13 protein-coding genes and 1 pseudogene are annotated in these 15,845 nt (G+C 44.5%); 13 read left to right on the top strand and 1 reads right to left on the bottom strand.

Translation table 11 applies throughout. The features are described from left to right. Nucleotides 1–91: 91 nt before the first annotated feature. The 13 genes and pseudogenes from recG to GQR89_RS01555 all read left to right on the top strand — a co-directional run bounded on the left by recG (nucleotide 92) and on the right by GQR89_RS01555 (nucleotide 13,181). Nucleotides 92–2,167 (top strand): ATP-dependent DNA helicase RecG, encoded by a 2,076-nt coding sequence (gene recG, locus GQR89_RS01495; protein WP_158772096.1) that lies wholly within the window; start codon nucleotides 92–94, stop codon nucleotides 2,165–2,167. Then, a complete protein-coding gene (locus GQR89_RS01500) occupies nucleotides 2,160–2,948 on the top strand; it encodes a class I SAM-dependent methyltransferase (RefSeq protein WP_158768418.1) in 789 nt (262 codons plus the stop codon). The genes recG and GQR89_RS01500 overlap by 8 nt, the downstream gene beginning before the upstream one ends. Nucleotides 2,949–2,997: 49 nt before the next feature. Then, complete coding sequence (locus tag GQR89_RS01505) at nucleotides 2,998–3,393, top strand: VOC family protein (protein ID WP_158768419.1); 396 nt, start codon at nucleotides 2,998–3,000, stop codon at nucleotides 3,391–3,393. Between the two features lie 37 nt (nucleotides 3,394–3,430). Further along, nucleotides 3,431–3,904 (top strand): peroxiredoxin, encoded by a 474-nt coding sequence (locus tag GQR89_RS01510; protein ID WP_158768420.1) that lies wholly within the window; start codon nucleotides 3,431–3,433, stop codon nucleotides 3,902–3,904. A gap of 146 nt (nucleotides 3,905–4,050) precedes the next feature. After that, the gene (locus GQR89_RS01515) at nucleotides 4,051–5,022 is read left to right on the top strand and encodes an ABC transporter ATP-binding protein (protein WP_158768421.1); all 972 of its coding nucleotides are present in this window, start codon (nucleotides 4,051–4,053) and stop codon (nucleotides 5,020–5,022) included. Continuing rightward, nucleotides 5,022–5,840 carry an ABC transporter permease gene (locus GQR89_RS01520; protein ID WP_158768422.1) on the top strand — a complete coding sequence of 273 codons (819 nt, stop codon included), beginning with the start codon at nucleotides 5,022–5,024 and terminating at the stop codon, nucleotides 5,838–5,840. Before GQR89_RS01515 ends, GQR89_RS01520 begins: the two co-directional genes overlap by 1 nt. 49 nt (nucleotides 5,841–5,889) lie before the next feature. Continuing rightward, nucleotides 5,890–7,038 carry a sensor histidine kinase gene (locus GQR89_RS01525; RefSeq protein WP_158768423.1) on the top strand — a complete coding sequence of 383 codons (1,149 nt, stop codon included), beginning with the start codon at nucleotides 5,890–5,892 and terminating at the stop codon, nucleotides 7,036–7,038. Next, on the top strand, nucleotides 7,025–7,642 hold the full coding sequence (locus GQR89_RS01530) for a DNA-binding response regulator (protein ID WP_158768424.1): 618 nt from the start codon (nucleotides 7,025–7,027) through the stop codon (nucleotides 7,640–7,642). The genes GQR89_RS01525 and GQR89_RS01530 overlap by 14 nt, the downstream gene beginning before the upstream one ends. A 416-nt stretch (nucleotides 7,643–8,058) precedes the next feature. Beyond that, nucleotides 8,059–8,553 (top strand): hypothetical protein, encoded by a 495-nt coding sequence (locus GQR89_RS01535; protein ID WP_158768425.1) that lies wholly within the window; start codon nucleotides 8,059–8,061, stop codon nucleotides 8,551–8,553. A 174-nt stretch (nucleotides 8,554–8,727) separates the two neighbouring features. Further along, the gene (locus GQR89_RS01540) at nucleotides 8,728–9,009 is read left to right on the top strand and encodes a hypothetical protein (RefSeq protein ID WP_158768426.1); all 282 of its coding nucleotides are present in this window, start codon (nucleotides 8,728–8,730) and stop codon (nucleotides 9,007–9,009) included. A gap of 1,014 nt (nucleotides 9,010–10,023) precedes the next feature. Continuing rightward, nucleotides 10,024–10,269, top strand: a pseudogene (locus GQR89_RS01545) (GMC oxidoreductase); the annotation flags it as partial. 199 nt (nucleotides 10,270–10,468) lie between these two features. After that, nucleotides 10,469–12,103 (top strand): long-chain fatty acid--CoA ligase, encoded by a 1,635-nt coding sequence (locus GQR89_RS01550; protein WP_158768427.1) that lies wholly within the window; start codon nucleotides 10,469–10,471, stop codon nucleotides 12,101–12,103. A 241-nt stretch (nucleotides 12,104–12,344) separates the two neighbouring features. Then, nucleotides 12,345–13,181: a hypothetical protein gene (locus tag GQR89_RS01555; protein ID WP_158768428.1), complete on the top strand. Its 837-nt coding sequence runs from the start codon at nucleotides 12,345–12,347 to the stop codon at nucleotides 13,179–13,181. A gap of 59 nt (nucleotides 13,182–13,240) precedes the next feature. Here the strand turns inward: GQR89_RS01555 and GQR89_RS01560 are convergent, their stop codons facing one another. Beyond that, nucleotides 13,241–15,610: a bifunctional diguanylate cyclase/phosphodiesterase gene (locus GQR89_RS01560; protein WP_158768429.1), complete on the bottom strand. Its 2,370-nt coding sequence runs from the start codon at nucleotides 15,608–15,610 to the stop codon at nucleotides 13,241–13,243. Between the last annotated feature and the right edge of the window lie 235 nt (nucleotides 15,611–15,845).

Consider the following 15,845-nt stretch of genomic DNA (forward strand, 5'->3'; position numbering starts at 1 on the left):
ATCCAACATTGAGGCTTTATGTTGGCGTTAGTCCTATAGGTGCTCGATGCTCGGACATTCGATGCGCGGACATGCGATGCTCGGACATGCGATGCTCGGACTAGCCCAAACTCCTGTTACTCAGCTGAAGGGGGTGGGTAGTAAGGTCGCCGAAAAGCTGGAAAAGCTCGGTTTGCATACCGTGCAAGACCTGTTGTTTCACTTACCCCATCGTTATGAAGATCGCACTCGAATTTATCCCATCGCTGAATTAATGCCTCATTTACACACCAGTGTAGAAGGAGAGGTAACATCCTGTGATGTGCAATTTGGCCGTAAGCGCATGCTGATGGTACGTATCAGTGACGGCACGGGGACGATCACACTGCGTTTTTTTCATTTCTCAGCTGCTCAAAAGAACAGCCTTGAAGAAGGCACGCGTATTCGCTGTTTTGGCGAGGTGCGTCCAGGCAAGTTTGGTCTTGAAATCATGCATCCTGAATATAAAACCATCAGTGCTGAATCGCCGACGAATTTAGCCGAGTCACTCACACCAGTTTATCCCTCCACGGAGGGGATAAAGCAGATTACGTTGCGTAATTTAACGGAGCAAGCCCTCGCATTGCTTGATAAAGGCGGTTTAGCCGAATTGCTACCCGATGGTATGTATCAACATCAAGTGGGCTTAGTGGAGGCATTGCACCTAGTGCACAGGCCGCCGCCCGATGTGACGCTGACCTTACTAGAAGAGGGCAAACACCCTGCGCAGCAGCGCTTGGCCTTAGAAGAATTACTCGCTCATCATCTAAGCGTGTTAAAAGTACGCCATCAAAGTCAGCAGCAAAAAGGTTTTGCCATTACACCTAGCAAGCCTTTATTAAAGCAACTACTGGACAGTCTGCCGTTTGAGTTAACCGGCGCACAAAAGCGCGTTATACGCGATATTCAGCAGGATATGCAACGCCCAACACCTATGATGCGTCTGGTGCAAGGAGACGTGGGCTCCGGTAAGACTCTAGTCGCCGCTATGGCCGCTTTGTCGGCTATCAGTGCAGGTTACCAAGTGGTTATGATGGCGCCTACGGAGTTATTAGCCGAACAGCATATGAATAATTTTCAAGGCTGGTTTGGTCCCCTTGGAATCGAAGTAGGCTGGTTAGCCGGTAAGTTAAAAGGTAAAGCCCGTACTGAAACGCTTGAGAACTTAGCCAGTGGCCAATTACAGTTATTGGTGGGCACTCATGCTGTGTTTCAAGAAGCTGTTCAATACCAATCTCTCGCATTGGTTATTGTTGATGAGCAACATAGATTTGGGGTGCATCAGCGGCTAGCACTGCGTGAAAAAGGCGTGCAACAGGGGGTATTTCCCCACCAGTTAATTATGACTGCCACACCCATTCCGCGCACACTCGCCATGACCGCTTATGCAGACCTTGATACCTCAGTTATTGATGAGTTGCCTCCAGGGCGCAAACCTATCACCACCGTAGTCTTGCCCGACACACGCCGAATTGATGTGGTTGAACGGGTCCGCCTGGCGACCGTTGAAGATGGACGGCAAACATATTGGGTATGCACCCTAATTGAAGAATCGGAAGTGTTGCAGTCACAAGCGGCTGAAGAGACCGCGATTGCTCTTGCGTCAGCTTTACCTGAGTTAAAAGTTGGCCTGGTGCATGGCCGTTTAAAAGCTGATGAAAAACAGCGTCTAATGCAACAATTTAAAGATGGCGAAATGGATTTATTGGTCGCCACCACTGTCATTGAAGTGGGCGTAGATGTGCCCAATGCCAGTTTGATGATCATCGAAAATCCGGAACGTTTAGGTTTAGCCCAGCTACACCAATTGCGCGGCCGGGTAGGGCGAGGCTCAGTGGAAAGTCACTGTGTGTTGATGTATCAGAGTCCGCTATCGAAAACTGCCAGCAAGCGTTTAGCCGTGTTGCGTGAGTCACACGATGGCTTTTACATCGCCCAACAAGATTTAGAAATACGGGGCCCAGGTGAACTACTCGGCACGAAACAAACTGGTTTAGCCGATTTACGTATTGCTGATTTGGTACGCGACGCCGAGCTTATTCCCCAAGTACAAACCCTGTCTCAGCAATTATGGGAACAATACCCAGCTAACGCTCAAGCCATTATTAATCGTTGGCTCGGCCATAAAGAGCAATACGGTCATGCCTGATAATCATCCCGTTAAATGTATCCCTGTGATCACAGTGCCTAAAGACGCAAGTCAGGGGCTTATTGATAGAGCCAGGAATACGGCACAACAGTGGCGTTTAGTGTTTGCTGAAAATGTCAGCCAGGGATTAGTGTTAATGCAAAGCGAGGCGCATTTAGCACTTAAGCAGCTCAATGAACCGAAAGTCGGTGAAGTGTTAGTCGATTTTGCCTCTGATGCGCTAACGTTTAGGCGCCTACACGGCGGTGGTAAAAAAGAAGCCATAGCCAAAGCTGTTGGGTTAAAAGGGCAAACTGAGTTAAGCGTGCTAGATGCAACGGCTGGCTTAGGCCGTGACGCGTTTGTACTCGCAAGTTTAGGATGTTGCGTTGATATGATAGAGCGCTCACCTGTTGTGTCGGCTTTGTTGGCCGACGGTTTGATGCGTGCCCAGCATAGCGATTCGCTGGCGTCTTGGTTACCCAATAGAATGGTATTGCATCATGGTATTGCGGTTGACTTGATGGGTAATTGGTCACACAGCGTCCCCGATGTAGTGTACCTTGACCCTATGTTCCCTCATCGTAAAAAAAGTGCCGCAGTCAAAAAAGAAATGCGCTTATTTCAGCAGTTATTAGGTCCTGATGAAGATGCCGATGTCTTGCTAGCGCCGGCATTGGCGTTAGCTAAAAAACGTGTTGTGGTTAAACGTCCTGCTGGGGCGCCATTTTTAGCTGGGCAAAAACCGCAGATTGAAATGCAGGGCAAAGCAAATCGTTTTGATGTGTATTTGATTAACTAAGGTGTTTTTTTAAACAACAAAATAACGCGCAATAATAGTAAGGAATTTCATGCAACAAAGCGTATGTAACGTCACTCTGCTGGTGGATGATTACGATAAAGGCATCGAGTTTTATACCCATTCTTTGAGTTTCATCCTGCTTGACGACATCAAAAATGGCCCAAATTCCCGTTGGGTACGGGTCGCACCAAGTCATAAACTTGGTCAGGCGGGCGCTGCGCTGGTGTTAATGAAAGCTGAGATAAATCAACATCAGTGGATAGGAAACCAAACAGCTGGTAGCGTGGCTTTCTTTTTACAAACTGATAATTTTCAACGTGATTATGAGAATATGCTGCAAAAAGGTGTGACCTTTTTAGAGCTGCCCAGAGATGAGCCCTACGCCACAGTCGTAATATTTCAAGACTGTTTTGGTAACAAATGGGACTTGCTGCAGGCAAAATAACGCAATATCAACCACTCACTTTTAAAAAGGACATACAATGATCAAAGTCGGCGATACCTTACCTGAAGTTACCTTTAGCCTGCGTGAAAATGACGAAGGCAGTAACCCTACTACCGCAGCATTATTTGCGAATAAGAAAGTCGTGCTGTTTGCCGTACCTGGCGCATTTACCCCTACCTGTTCAAACACCCATTTACCTGGTTATATCACGTTGGCTGATAAACTTGCCGCAAAAGGCGTTGATAGCATTATTTGCTTATCGGTTAACGATGCTTTTGTGATGGAAGCATGGGGCAAGTCGCAAAATGCTGAGCATATTACTATGTTAGCCGATGGCGACGCTGCATTTAGCCAAGCGATAGGGTTAGCCAAAGATACGGGGACATTTGGTGGGCTGCGCTCTGGTCGTTACTCTATGCTGGTTGAAAATGGCGTGGTAAAAGCATTGAACATTGAAGCACCAAGCAAGTTCGAAGTCAGCGATGCCCAAACGATGTTAGACAGCCTGTAGGGTTTCCCTTCGTTTCACCCGAGCATTCATAGTCAATTGTATAATGTGACAATTGTCATCTGCTATTGATGACAGTTGTCTGTGATGTCAGCCCCTTTCCTTGTTCATACTCTTTCTACGCTCACAAAACGAAGAAAGGTATCACCATGCAATACTCCACCAGAGCAGTATCCAGTCACTCAAGCGAGGCGTCATCTAAGGTGATTGCGAGTTTGCGCGGCGTACATAAGCGCTTTAACAATAAAATTGCCCTTAATAATATCGATTTGGATATTCATTCAGCTCAGGTACTGGCTATCTTGGGCGCCAATGGCGCAGGTAAAACCACGTTAATCAATATCTTACTTGGCAGGTTGAACGCCGATGCGGGCGAGGTGAGTGTATTTGGCTATCCCGCGGGCTCGTTACCTGCAAGACGCCAAGCGGGCGCTTTACTACAGATAGCATCGTTACCTGAAACGTTAAAAATTAAAGAGCATATCGCGCTTTTTCGAAGCTATTACCCGCAACCTATGGCTTATGAAAACGTTATTGAGTACGCAGGATTACAGGGCATGGAAAATCGCTACTCTAAGAAGTTATCTGGGGGCGAAAAGCAAAGATTACTGTTTGCGTTGAGTATATGCGGCAATCCTAAGCTGCTGTTTTTGGATGAGCCAAGCGTCGGCATGGACGTCGAGGCCAGAAAAGGCTTATGGCAAGCTATTTTAGACCTTAAAGCCGCTGGAACCGGTATTGTTTTGACGACCCATTATTTAGAAGAAGCCGACAGTTTAGCTGACGAGATTGTCTTGCTTAACCAAGGTGACATTATTCAGCGGGGTACAACCTGCCAAATAAAGGCCAGTGCTGCCCACACGACTATTCGTTTCAGTGCTGGTAACACTGTTGATGACTTCAATACCGATATAGCTAAACGCTATCGAAATATTGCTGGCGTAGAGCAAGTGCGCATCAGTGGCAAGTTTATCGAGTTGTCTAGCCAAAATGTGAATCAAACCTTAGCAGCGTTATTAACGCTTTACGCTGATATACAAGATCTAACCGTTTCAAGTGTTGGCTTAGAAGACGCTTTTATACAACTTAATGAAAATGTTAATAATCAAGGGGAACAATAATGAATAATTCAAACACGATTGACGTTTCATCCAATGCGCATTTATCCAATCACAGCGCTGCACATCGAATGACGGCGAAAAAAATAGCTAAGTTGTTCTATCTTGAAACCAAATTTGAGTGGCTAAAGAGTATTCGTAATCCGGCGTTTGCGTTACCCGCGACGTTATTTCCTGCCATATTTTATTTGTTTTTTGGGGTGTTAATGAATCAACACAACCCGCAAGCAGCCACTTTTTTGTTATGCACCTATGGCACATTTGGCGTAATTGGCCCTGCACTATTTTCATTTGGAGCAGGGTTAGCCGTCGAACGCGGTCAAGGTTGGTTAGATATAAAAGACGCATCGCCTATGCCTGCATCGGCACAAGTTGTGAGTCGTCTTTTTGTGTCCATGGGGTTCTCTATCATTGTGCTGGTGACGTTAAGTTTAGTTGCATTTGGTTTGGCGGGCGTGAGCTTATCGCTGGGGCAAGTGTTGCTATTGTCGGGGATTTTGATCATAGGCGGGTTGCCTTTTTGCTTGCTGGGCCTAACGCTTGGCTTGTTGCTTAAAGCTGAAAGCGCCCCTGCGGTAGTGAATGTCATATATTTGCCTTTGTCGTTCCTTTCAGGTTTGTGGGTACCACTAAGCCTCTTGCCGAGTTACCTACAGTCCTTTGCCCAGTTCTTACCCCCCTACCATTTGTCACAGTTAGCACTAAAAGTGGTGGGACAAGACGCTGGTGGTTCTGTCGTACAACATCTGCTTATACTCGTGATATTCTCAATATTATTTTTCGCATCGGCTATATTAGCGATGAAGAAAAAAACAGCATAAATAGAATAAAAATAAACGGATTGAGCGAACATACAAGGAAATAGCACGGGTGAATAAAGTACTGCGAAAATTAGATAATTGGTTATTGCCCAGAAACTTAAGCGAACCAATGACGCCTTATTTACTGTTAATTTACTTGCCGTTCTTTTTTGTGCCAGTTGCCATGACTTATCAACAGCCCTTAGAGCTATTATGGTCTGCACTGGCTACTTTGGCATTCTTATTGGTGTACTTTCGTTGCTACTGGGCACCCAACCACCAGCTTATTCACCATATTATCGCCATTCTGGTAATCGGCAGCGTAGCGGCTTTGCTTAGCCCAACCGCCAACACATTTTTCATCTATGCCGGGGCAATGTGTAGTCGATTAAAATCAGTCAAATTTGCTGTTACCATTATATTTGGCATATTGCTTTGGATGGTGGCGATAAGCTTTGTATTCAAATTAAGTGTGTATTTTTATGTTCCAGGCTTGACCTTTACCGCCATCATCGGGCTGATGAATACCTACCAATATGCGCTGCAACAAAACAAGCAAGCATTGATATTATCGCGCAAAGAAACCCAGCGCCTTGCTAAGGTAGCAGAGCGTGAGCGTATCGCTCGAGACCTGCATGACTTAATCGGCCACACGTTTTCGGTTATCACCATAAAGGCGGATTTAGCTGGTCGTTTGTTAGATAAAGACCTTGCTAAAGCCCGGGTTGAAATAAAGCAACTGGAAGATATTGCAAGAGATGCCCTTAGCCAAGTTCGTGAGGTGGTATCGGGTTACCGCACCAGTGATCTACTCAGTGAATTGGCTAATGCGAAAAACGTTTTTGCGGGTGTCGATATTGATTTTACCTACCATTTTGACAATCTAGATGAGCAGCACATCGATTTAGTCTCATCTGCTAATAAAGAATTAGCCATCGTATTACGCGAGCTCGTGACCAATATACTTCGCCATGCTAAGGCCAGCAACGTATCGGTGACGCTAAAGAAGGTCAATGAACAGATAGTATTGACTGTTCATGATGATGGCCAAGGTTTTGAACAAACATCCCGCAGTGGATTTGGCATTCAAGGCATTGAAGAACGTATACGTCAGCTTGGCGGTTCGGTGCAGATAAAAAGTGGCGGTGGATTCAAGGGCACGCTAACTGAAATAGTGCTACCCATAAGCGAAAGAGAACCCCTTTATGCAACAAATTAATATCTTACTGGCAGAAGACCAAACCATGTTGCGTAACGCCCTAGCGACTATTTTGGATTTGGAAGATAACTTACAGGTAGTGCATAGCTGCGCGACAGGCAAACTGGCCTTTGATTACATGCAATCCCTCAGCGGCCAAAAAGTGGATATTGTGCTTAGCGATATTGAAATGCCAGATATGACAGGGTTAGAGCTCGCCCAGCATCTTTATGAATCAAAAGCCCAATGCAAAGTCATTATTTTAACGACGTTCGCCAGAAGTGGGTATTTGCGCCGGGCAATGGACTCAGGGGTGAAAGGCTATTTATTAAAAGATTCACCGTCAGATGAACTCATAAAGGCAATTCACAAAGTGCAGCAAGGGGGTAGCGCCATTGCACCAGAGCTGATGGTCGAGTCATGGATGGAAAAAGATCCGCTGTCAGACAAAGAGCGGCACGCCCTACGCCTAGCCAAAGAAGGATTGTCTACCGACGAAATTGCCAGCAAATTGTTCCTATCAGCAGGGACAGTACGAAACTATTTATCTTCTGCAAGCAGTAAGTTAAATGCTAAAAATCGAATTGAAGCGGCGCGCATCGCCCATCAAAATGGTTGGTTATAAATGCCGAGACATCTGCCTTATGTCACGAATATAATGGCGCCATACTGCATTTAATTACAGGAAGTAGAGGTCTACCGATTTAGGGTGATCCTGACCAGTAACAGATGATTGTCGGTCGTTAATCCTCCCAAAAAAGTCCCTAAATGACGCACTGACTTGGCGCGCCAGTAAATTGTCTAAAGCGCAGGTAATGCGACAACAGCGAGTGGAAAATTTTACATTTGGCTTTCGCATAATTTTCAAGTCTCCGAGTACAATACTACACTTTTTTTTGTCTTCCTTAACGTTAAATCCATGCAGCACAAGGCTTGGTGGGTAATTGATGATTATATTTTTTTCGGGCCTGAAATTTGCTCTTATTATTTTGTTATTTGAGTAGAAGTTGTTATCCACAATTTACCTATTAAGGAATCTTTATGAGCGAAGTCATTACAGGTCTATTTGAAAAATCAATCGATGCTAGCACGGCCATTTTCAACCTAGAGAAAATGGGAATTCGGGAGTCGGACATCAGTATTGTAGCGAACGATTCATATTCTAAAGAAGATTTTGCCGTTGACGAAGGCAGTAAAGCGGCAGAAGGCGGCATCATAGGCGCGGCCTCCACAGGTGTGCTAGCGGCTGTTGTTGCCGGATTTACAGCAGTAGGTGCGGTGGCCACAGGCGGTAGCGGATTATTAGTCGCGGGCCCATTGGTGGCGGCTTTGGCCGCAGGCGGTGCTGGTGCAGCGGCGGGCGGAACGATTGGTGCAATCATAGGTGCATTTATTCCTGAGCACGAAATTAAATACTATCAAGATGCAATCGACAAAGGTTCTATTTTGGTTGGTGTTAAGTACACCAGTGAGAATAAAGATGATATCAAAAAGATATTAGAGACAGCCGGTGCCGATAAGGTGTCTACAGCATAAGGCTTCTTCAATCGAACAAGTAAATGGCAGCGGACACTGCCATTCACTTTTCATCAGGCTTAAGTCCATCTGGGACATCTTTTTTAAACATTCAAGAGGCTCAGAACTAACCGGCTTGAGTCGCATATTGAACACGTTATATAGGTGATTTACACACACTATTGGAGAGAAGAAATGAATAATTCAGTTGATGCAAATAACCATGTGTCTCCAACCATAGCGGACACATTGAGTGAAACAGACAAACAGAATTTACACCAAGCGGCACAACCTACTGGTGACCAACGTCAAGGTAGCGGCTCGCGCCGTCGGATGTTAGCGGGCAAAGGAGTGGAGATTGCTAATCGCTGGCAACAATCCAATCTAAGGCACCATATTCAGGAGCATCCTGTTCGGTCTGCGGGTTTAGTGCTACTGAGTGGCATATTAATTCGCTCATTGCTTAGCCGTAAATAAGTTAGTGTTTAGCTTGGGCAACTCAGTAGGGAGTCTATTCCTAAAACATTGGTTTTAAAGCTAAGGGAATAATCGAATGATAGGGCTGAATTTTTCAGCCCTATTTATATTCTGAAATCCAATCTAGGTCACCGCCCTGTATTACCAAAATACTGATGATGATTTTTAAGTGTACAGTGGCTGTATCAATGGAGCCTCCACGTTATCTGCTGAGATTGGCCTAGCAATACTCAAGAACATGGGAGTGCGTTACTTTATGCAGATAAGATTAATTAAGGGGACGACCCGATAACGCTTGAAGAATTGCCTGAAGAATACCTTGCACTTGTAGACCCATTACCTTAGTCAGCTTTGGCGATTGAAAATAAAAAGTCATTAGGCAAAGTGGATCTTGAGATGCAAAAACTCATCTCAACGGCTTTAGCGTAAAGTAAAGATAATGTGAGTTAAGCGGCCAAGTAGTTAGGTATGTCTCGAGCCACTCTGCATCGTAAACAACCAGCCAATTACGTTACAAGTTTTTCATCTTGATACCCATTTAATTTCAATTTGTCTTAAGTTGATTTATCCACCTTCAAGTTTTTTAACTCTCCAAAATAAACCTCTTTATTTCAGTAAATTAACATTTATTTTACGTTAGCATGTATCCTGCTTTCCTGTATCTAAATAATTAGAAGCAAATTGGGGTCTCGATTTATGTCTGATATAGGCCCGACCTAAAAAATACTAAAGATTACGCAAGCTGAGAAAGATATGAAAAATTTAAAAGCTTCATCGTTATCAAACGACTTCAATGCAGGTAAAGTTTATCGCTGCGAGTTTTTGCGTATGGTCGCAACACTCGTGATTGTAGCGCAAGCTACGCTTTTTCTGAGCGCGGCTCAAGCGCAAACCCCGTCGTCTGAAGAATACGATTACGTAGTAATTGGTTCGGACTCCGCTGGCTGTGCTATACCGGCTCGTTTCCTTGAATATGCCGCCAACAACCTTCTGATACTGGAAGCGGATCCTACCATTCAGACTGGCGAAGAAATAAAAGCCTACATAAATAAGTATATTCAAACCATCTATCACCCAGTCGGAACGTGCAAAATGGGTAATGATGAGATGGCGGTTGTCGATCATGAACTACGTGTACATGGCATCGATGGACTGCGCGTCGCTGACGCGTCGATCATGCCGACAATCATAAATGCCAATACCAACGCATCTACCATCATGATTGGTGAGAAATGTGCAGATTTAATTCGCAGGGCATAACGTCTGCAAAACCCTTGCTCAACTACTACTTTATTAGGGTTGCGGCAATGGTACTCGTATTGGGTAATGCCGTTTCATAAGGCGTATGTGCTGGGAAATACCCTTTGGTCACAGCCAATAATCATTTAAATAAATACCTGTACGGGAATGCTTTAAATAACAAGTAAAACCCCGTCGATTCATTAATAGGAGAGCCGCAATGCTAGGACAAATGATGGAGATGCCGCTAACAATCGGCAGCCTTATTGAACATGCCGAGCGTTATCACCCAAAAACCGAAATAATATCGGTTGAAACTTCCGGCGAACGGACCACCAGTAATTGGAAAGAAGTGGGACAACATGCCCGTATGCTTGCTTCAGCGTTAGGCAAGCTTGGTATTGCTAATGGTGATCGTTGTGCAACGATTGCGTGGAATAATCGACGTCATCTTGAAAGTTACTTTGGCATTTCGGGCGGCGGTATGGTGTGCCACACCATCAATCCACGCCTTGCTCCAGAACAGCTTACGTTTGTGGCTAACGATGCGCAAGACAAGGTATTGTTTTTTGAACAGTCCTTTTTACCGGTAATCGAAAAAATTCATACTTTGTTAGAAACGGTGCAATATTTTGTTGTTATGGGCCCTCGGGATGACGCCGCCGCACAAAGTATCCCAGGATTACTGTTTTACGATGATCTATTAGAAACCGGTGAGGCAGATGCGCCTTGGCCCGATGTAGACGAACGTGCAGCATCAAGTCTGTGTTATACCTCTGGTACAACTGGCGAGCCCAAAGGGGTTCTTTATTCACATCGGTCTACGCTATTGCACACGCTTGTGGGTAATCAGCCTGATGGCATTGCGCTGTCAGCGCAAGATACGGTTTTACCTGTGGTTCCAATGTTCCATGTGAATGCATGGGGAGTGCCGTATATCGCGGCTGCTAACGGTTGTAAGCTTGTGCTTCCGGGTCCTAATCTTGACGGCGAAAGCATCTTGGCCTTGATTGATGAGACCAAAACAACCATGGCATTGGGTGTACCGACAATCTGGATGAATCTACTTACGGCGCTTGAGGCATCAGAGTCCACATTACCTAGCCTGAAGCGAACTGTGGTCGGTGGGGCACCATTGCCACCATCAATGATCCCCAAATTCGCTGCTTACGGAGTGGAGTTACTCCATGCTTGGGGTATGACTGAAACCTCACCTGTTGCCACAATAAACCAATTTCTACAACGCCACAGTGTTCTGTCTGACTCAGAAAAGACCGAGCTACGCACTAATCAAGGCAGACCCTTATTTGGTGTCGATTTACGTTTGCTGGATGAAAACAAACAGTTACTGCCACACGATGGTAAGACGCAAGGTGATCTTCAAGTACGCGGTCACTGGGTCGTTAAACGCTATTTTGGTAAAGATAGTGACGCGTTAACTGATGATGGCTGGTTCGATACCGGTGATGTTTCAACGATCGATGAAGACGGCTATATGGTTATTCGCGATAGATCCAAAGACATTATTAAGTCAGGTGGTGAATGGATATCAACAGTCGAATTAGAAAATATAGCCATTGCTCATCCTCATATCGTTAATGCCGCTGCCGTTGCTGCTCGCCATGAGTTGTGGGATGAACGTCCCATTGTTGTTGCGGTAAAAGCGCCAAATACCTCTCCTGTTGAAGCCGATATATTGGCGTTCTACAAAGGCAAAATTCAATCATGGCAGATCCCTGATGCTGTTATTTTTGTCGACACATTGCCTATAGGTGCCACTGGGAAAGTGCAAAAAGTTGAACTGCGTAAACAGTTTGGTGAACACCTTATAGAAAAAGGAAAAAACAATGCTTAATACGGCAATTAAAGATGATGTCTTTCCCGAAGCCCCACGTAATATTCCGTTGGATCAGGCGCTTGCTGAGCTATCCGCCGCCAAGGATTGAGCCGAAACCGCTAGTCGTATGAAAGGGATGCCTGAAGATTCCGCACTAGTTGGTGAAGAGTGGGTTTCTGGGCAATATCCGTTGATGTCTGCTGGTAATGGTTTAATACAGACATTATCGAAAATGGAAGGAAAGGGCTTTCTTTAATCGTTGAAAAAACGCCAAACTCAAAGCGGGCAAACTGCGTTACGAGTGCTACCACACACCATTTGGGATCATCTGCTTTTGTCTGGCGTTTCAGCAGAAGTTTGGATGGAAGATGGCGTTACCCTCGATAACCTTGCTCAGCACACAGCAAGCGCTTACAACACGCCCGCGAATCAACGCCATGGTAAAGTTGCGCTCGTTTTGGGGGCAGGCAATATTGCAGCAATTGCTCCGTTGGATGTATTGCATAAAGTCTTTAGCGAACATCAGGTGCTTATTCTGAAGATGAAACCGGTGAATGAATATCTTACGGATTTTTTAAACGACACGTTTAAGCCTCTAAGTGATATCAATGTATCGCGCATTGTTAAAGGCGGTGCCGATGTTGGCGGGTACCTATGTGAGCATGGTGACGTGGACGAAATCCATATCACAGGTTCTGGCGCATCTCATGATGTGATTGTTTGGGGTGCAGGGGAAGAAGGTCAGCGTAACAAGGCGGTTGGAACGCCCAAGCTCGCTAAACCTATTACATCGGAACTGGGCGCGGTTTGCCCAACGATTGTTGCGCCAGGACCATGGACTGCCTCAGACTTAACGTTTCAAGCTGAGAATATCGCCACGCAAAAAATGCATAATTCTGGTTTTAACTACGTTGCCTGCCAGATGCTTATTTTGAAATTCTTATACCAATCAATTCTAACGCTGCTGAAGTGCATTTATGTATCTCACCACCGGGCAATAAAAATTTCCGTTTCGGATACTGAGCAGTTTTTTGAAGTTGAAATATATTTTATAAAAATCTGGGATAGACGTAACGTAACAATATTGCATTTATAATCGAAGCTGAAACTATAGGTTATGTTATTGACAGTAACTGCATCTTTGTCGCTGTTAATTTAAGACGCTTTAACTTGGTAGTCAGCAATAAAGTTCAAAACTTGTTGTGCATCTAATGGCCTTGCCATCAAAAAGCCTTGGCCTAAATCACAGTGCAGTAGCTGTAACTGTCGATACTGCTCTTGGGTTTCTATTCCTTCGGCGGTAATTTGTAATTTTAAGGTTTTACCGAGTTGAATAATCGAATGTACAATCGCATGTGCTTTGTCACCGGGGATGCCAGCGTCAAGTAAATTAATAAACGAACGATCTATTTTTAGTTTATCCAAAGGGAAGTCATGTAAGTAGGAAAACGACGAGAAGCCAGTGCCAAAATCATCGATTGCTACGCGCCCGCCGGCAAGGCGAAAGTTACTGAGCATGGTAAGTATCTTACTGCTATTACTCATAATTGACGACTCCGTCAGCTCTAACTCTAATCGATGATGGGGCAAAGTGGTGTTTTCCAAGATGGTGTTAACAGTTTCAGCTAAATTTGAATTCTCTAGTTGTACGCCTGAAACGTTTACTGCGACGCTTATTGATGCTGGCCATTGCATACAGTCTAGGCATGCCTGCTCTAATACCCATGCTCCGAGTTCAATAATCAACTGGCTACACTCAGCTAAAGAAATAAATTCATCTGGTGAAACCAAACCTAATGTAGGATGTTGCCAGCGTACCAACGCTTCAAAACTAACTAATTGTGATGTCTGCAGATCAAATTGCGGTTGATACATTAGAAAAAATTGCTGTTTTTTAATTGCTGTTTTTAAATCGTTAAGTAACTGCTGTTTGTGTAGTGATTTTTCTTTTAAGGTTGAGGTAAATACACAGACTCTGTTTCGTCCCTCCTCTTTTGCGTGATAAAGCGCCATATCTGCAGTTTTAAGTAACTCTTCGACAGTATTGGCATTTTGTGGAGCAAAACTAATACCAATACTGACTCGTATATCTAAGCTATGGGCGCTTAGAATGGTTGGCTCTGCTAGTACTATTTGTATCAAATGACTAAACTTACGTGCCCATTGCTGGGTAACATTCTGGGTAATCAGTATGGCGAATTCATCCCCACCTAAGCGCGCTAAAACGGCGTCAGAGGGTAAGATATTAGTCAGACGCCTAGCAATCACGCACAGTAATTGGTCACCTACATGGTGTCCCATTGAATCATTAACATGCTTGAAATTGTCTATATCAAGCATCATCACAAAACACGGTTGCGGGTTGTTAATGCTTAAAGCTATGGTGTTTAATTCTTTTATAAAGCGGTATCGGTTAGCTAGCCCTGTTAACGAGTCTTCATTGGCTAGCCTCACCATTTCTAATTCTCGCTGATGTTGTTCAGTCACGTCAGTGGTAATTCCACGCCACCCATTCGTGCTTTGACGATTTTGAAGCAAGGGTTTACCAGTAAACGCCCACCACCGGGTTTCACCTTGTATTTGTACGCGTATTCGAAGATCGTTAAATGGCACCGCAAGAGCTAACCGTTGACGCAGTTTATGTAAATCAGAGGGCGCAGTTTCGATTGATGTATCAATAATACTCGCCAAAATAGCAATAAAATCATGTTGGGCTAGTTCGTGTGCTGATTTTCCAGTGGCGTTAATCAAATGAATGGACACGTGTTGAATACGAGCTTGACTGTCTATTTCCCAAAGCCAATCGTTAGCGTTTTCCTCAAAGTCATTGAGTAATAAGCTAATTAACTCACTTTGTTGCCTCATCTTCTTTCTGGTTACTAGCGCATGAATAAAGCGATTTGACGTTATCAGTACTGTCGCACACAGGAATAAACTGTAGCCAATGGCTAAGTAACCCAGAAAGGTAAAATCGCTCGAGGTAGTCAATATACCCATGCCGAACACACCTGACAGCAGCATGCTCCATAACAAGCCAGCTAATGGAATACTGGCAAACATCCAGCAACCCGTTGCAGAGAATGCAGCAATTATGGCCACAAGTAATATTCTTTGGTTATCAGCAAGCAGAGAAAATAATTGCAGGGATAAATAGCCGTAAAGTAAAGCCGCGAGGCTCAAATTAAAGATTAATATGTAATGGGTGACGACGCCGTATCTGGCCCATTGTCGATGTAAGATAAAGCGCCGCCAAAGCATCAAATTATAGCTAGCAATGAGGGTCAGACCACAGGCCCAAATAATAAAGGTAGGAGGCGGTACTATTTCTGAAGTGGTAAAGAACGCTAACGCGATTATTAAATAGGTCGCCAAGCTGGCCAATGGCACAACCTGCAACACAGCAAGGAACTGGCTTCTACGGAACTTAGCTGTCGCTTCTTTGCTCGCCAGCGGTGCCATCCAACAAGATTTGAGTAAATAAATCAACGCCTGCGTTTTTGTTTTACGTTTAACGTCTTGATTCATTAAGTTATATAGATGGATTAGAGAAATTAATTACTAGTTTAATACCCTAAGTTACTATGCGCCAGTTTGGTTTCGAGTTAAGGGGATCCTATTAGAACAACAGCTGTAAACATTAGTTAGATCCTGTGCAAATTCGATTGTAAAATATAAATAACCGCCTTAATTGGCGCCTGGTTTGTGTTTTAGGTTTTGGCGCGAGTGAATAAGCAAGTTCTAACGTTTTTATTTTCAAGCT

This window comes from Paraglaciecola sp. L1A13, from assembly GCF_009796745.1.
Classification (GTDB): domain Bacteria; phylum Pseudomonadota; class Gammaproteobacteria; order Enterobacterales; family Alteromonadaceae; genus Paraglaciecola.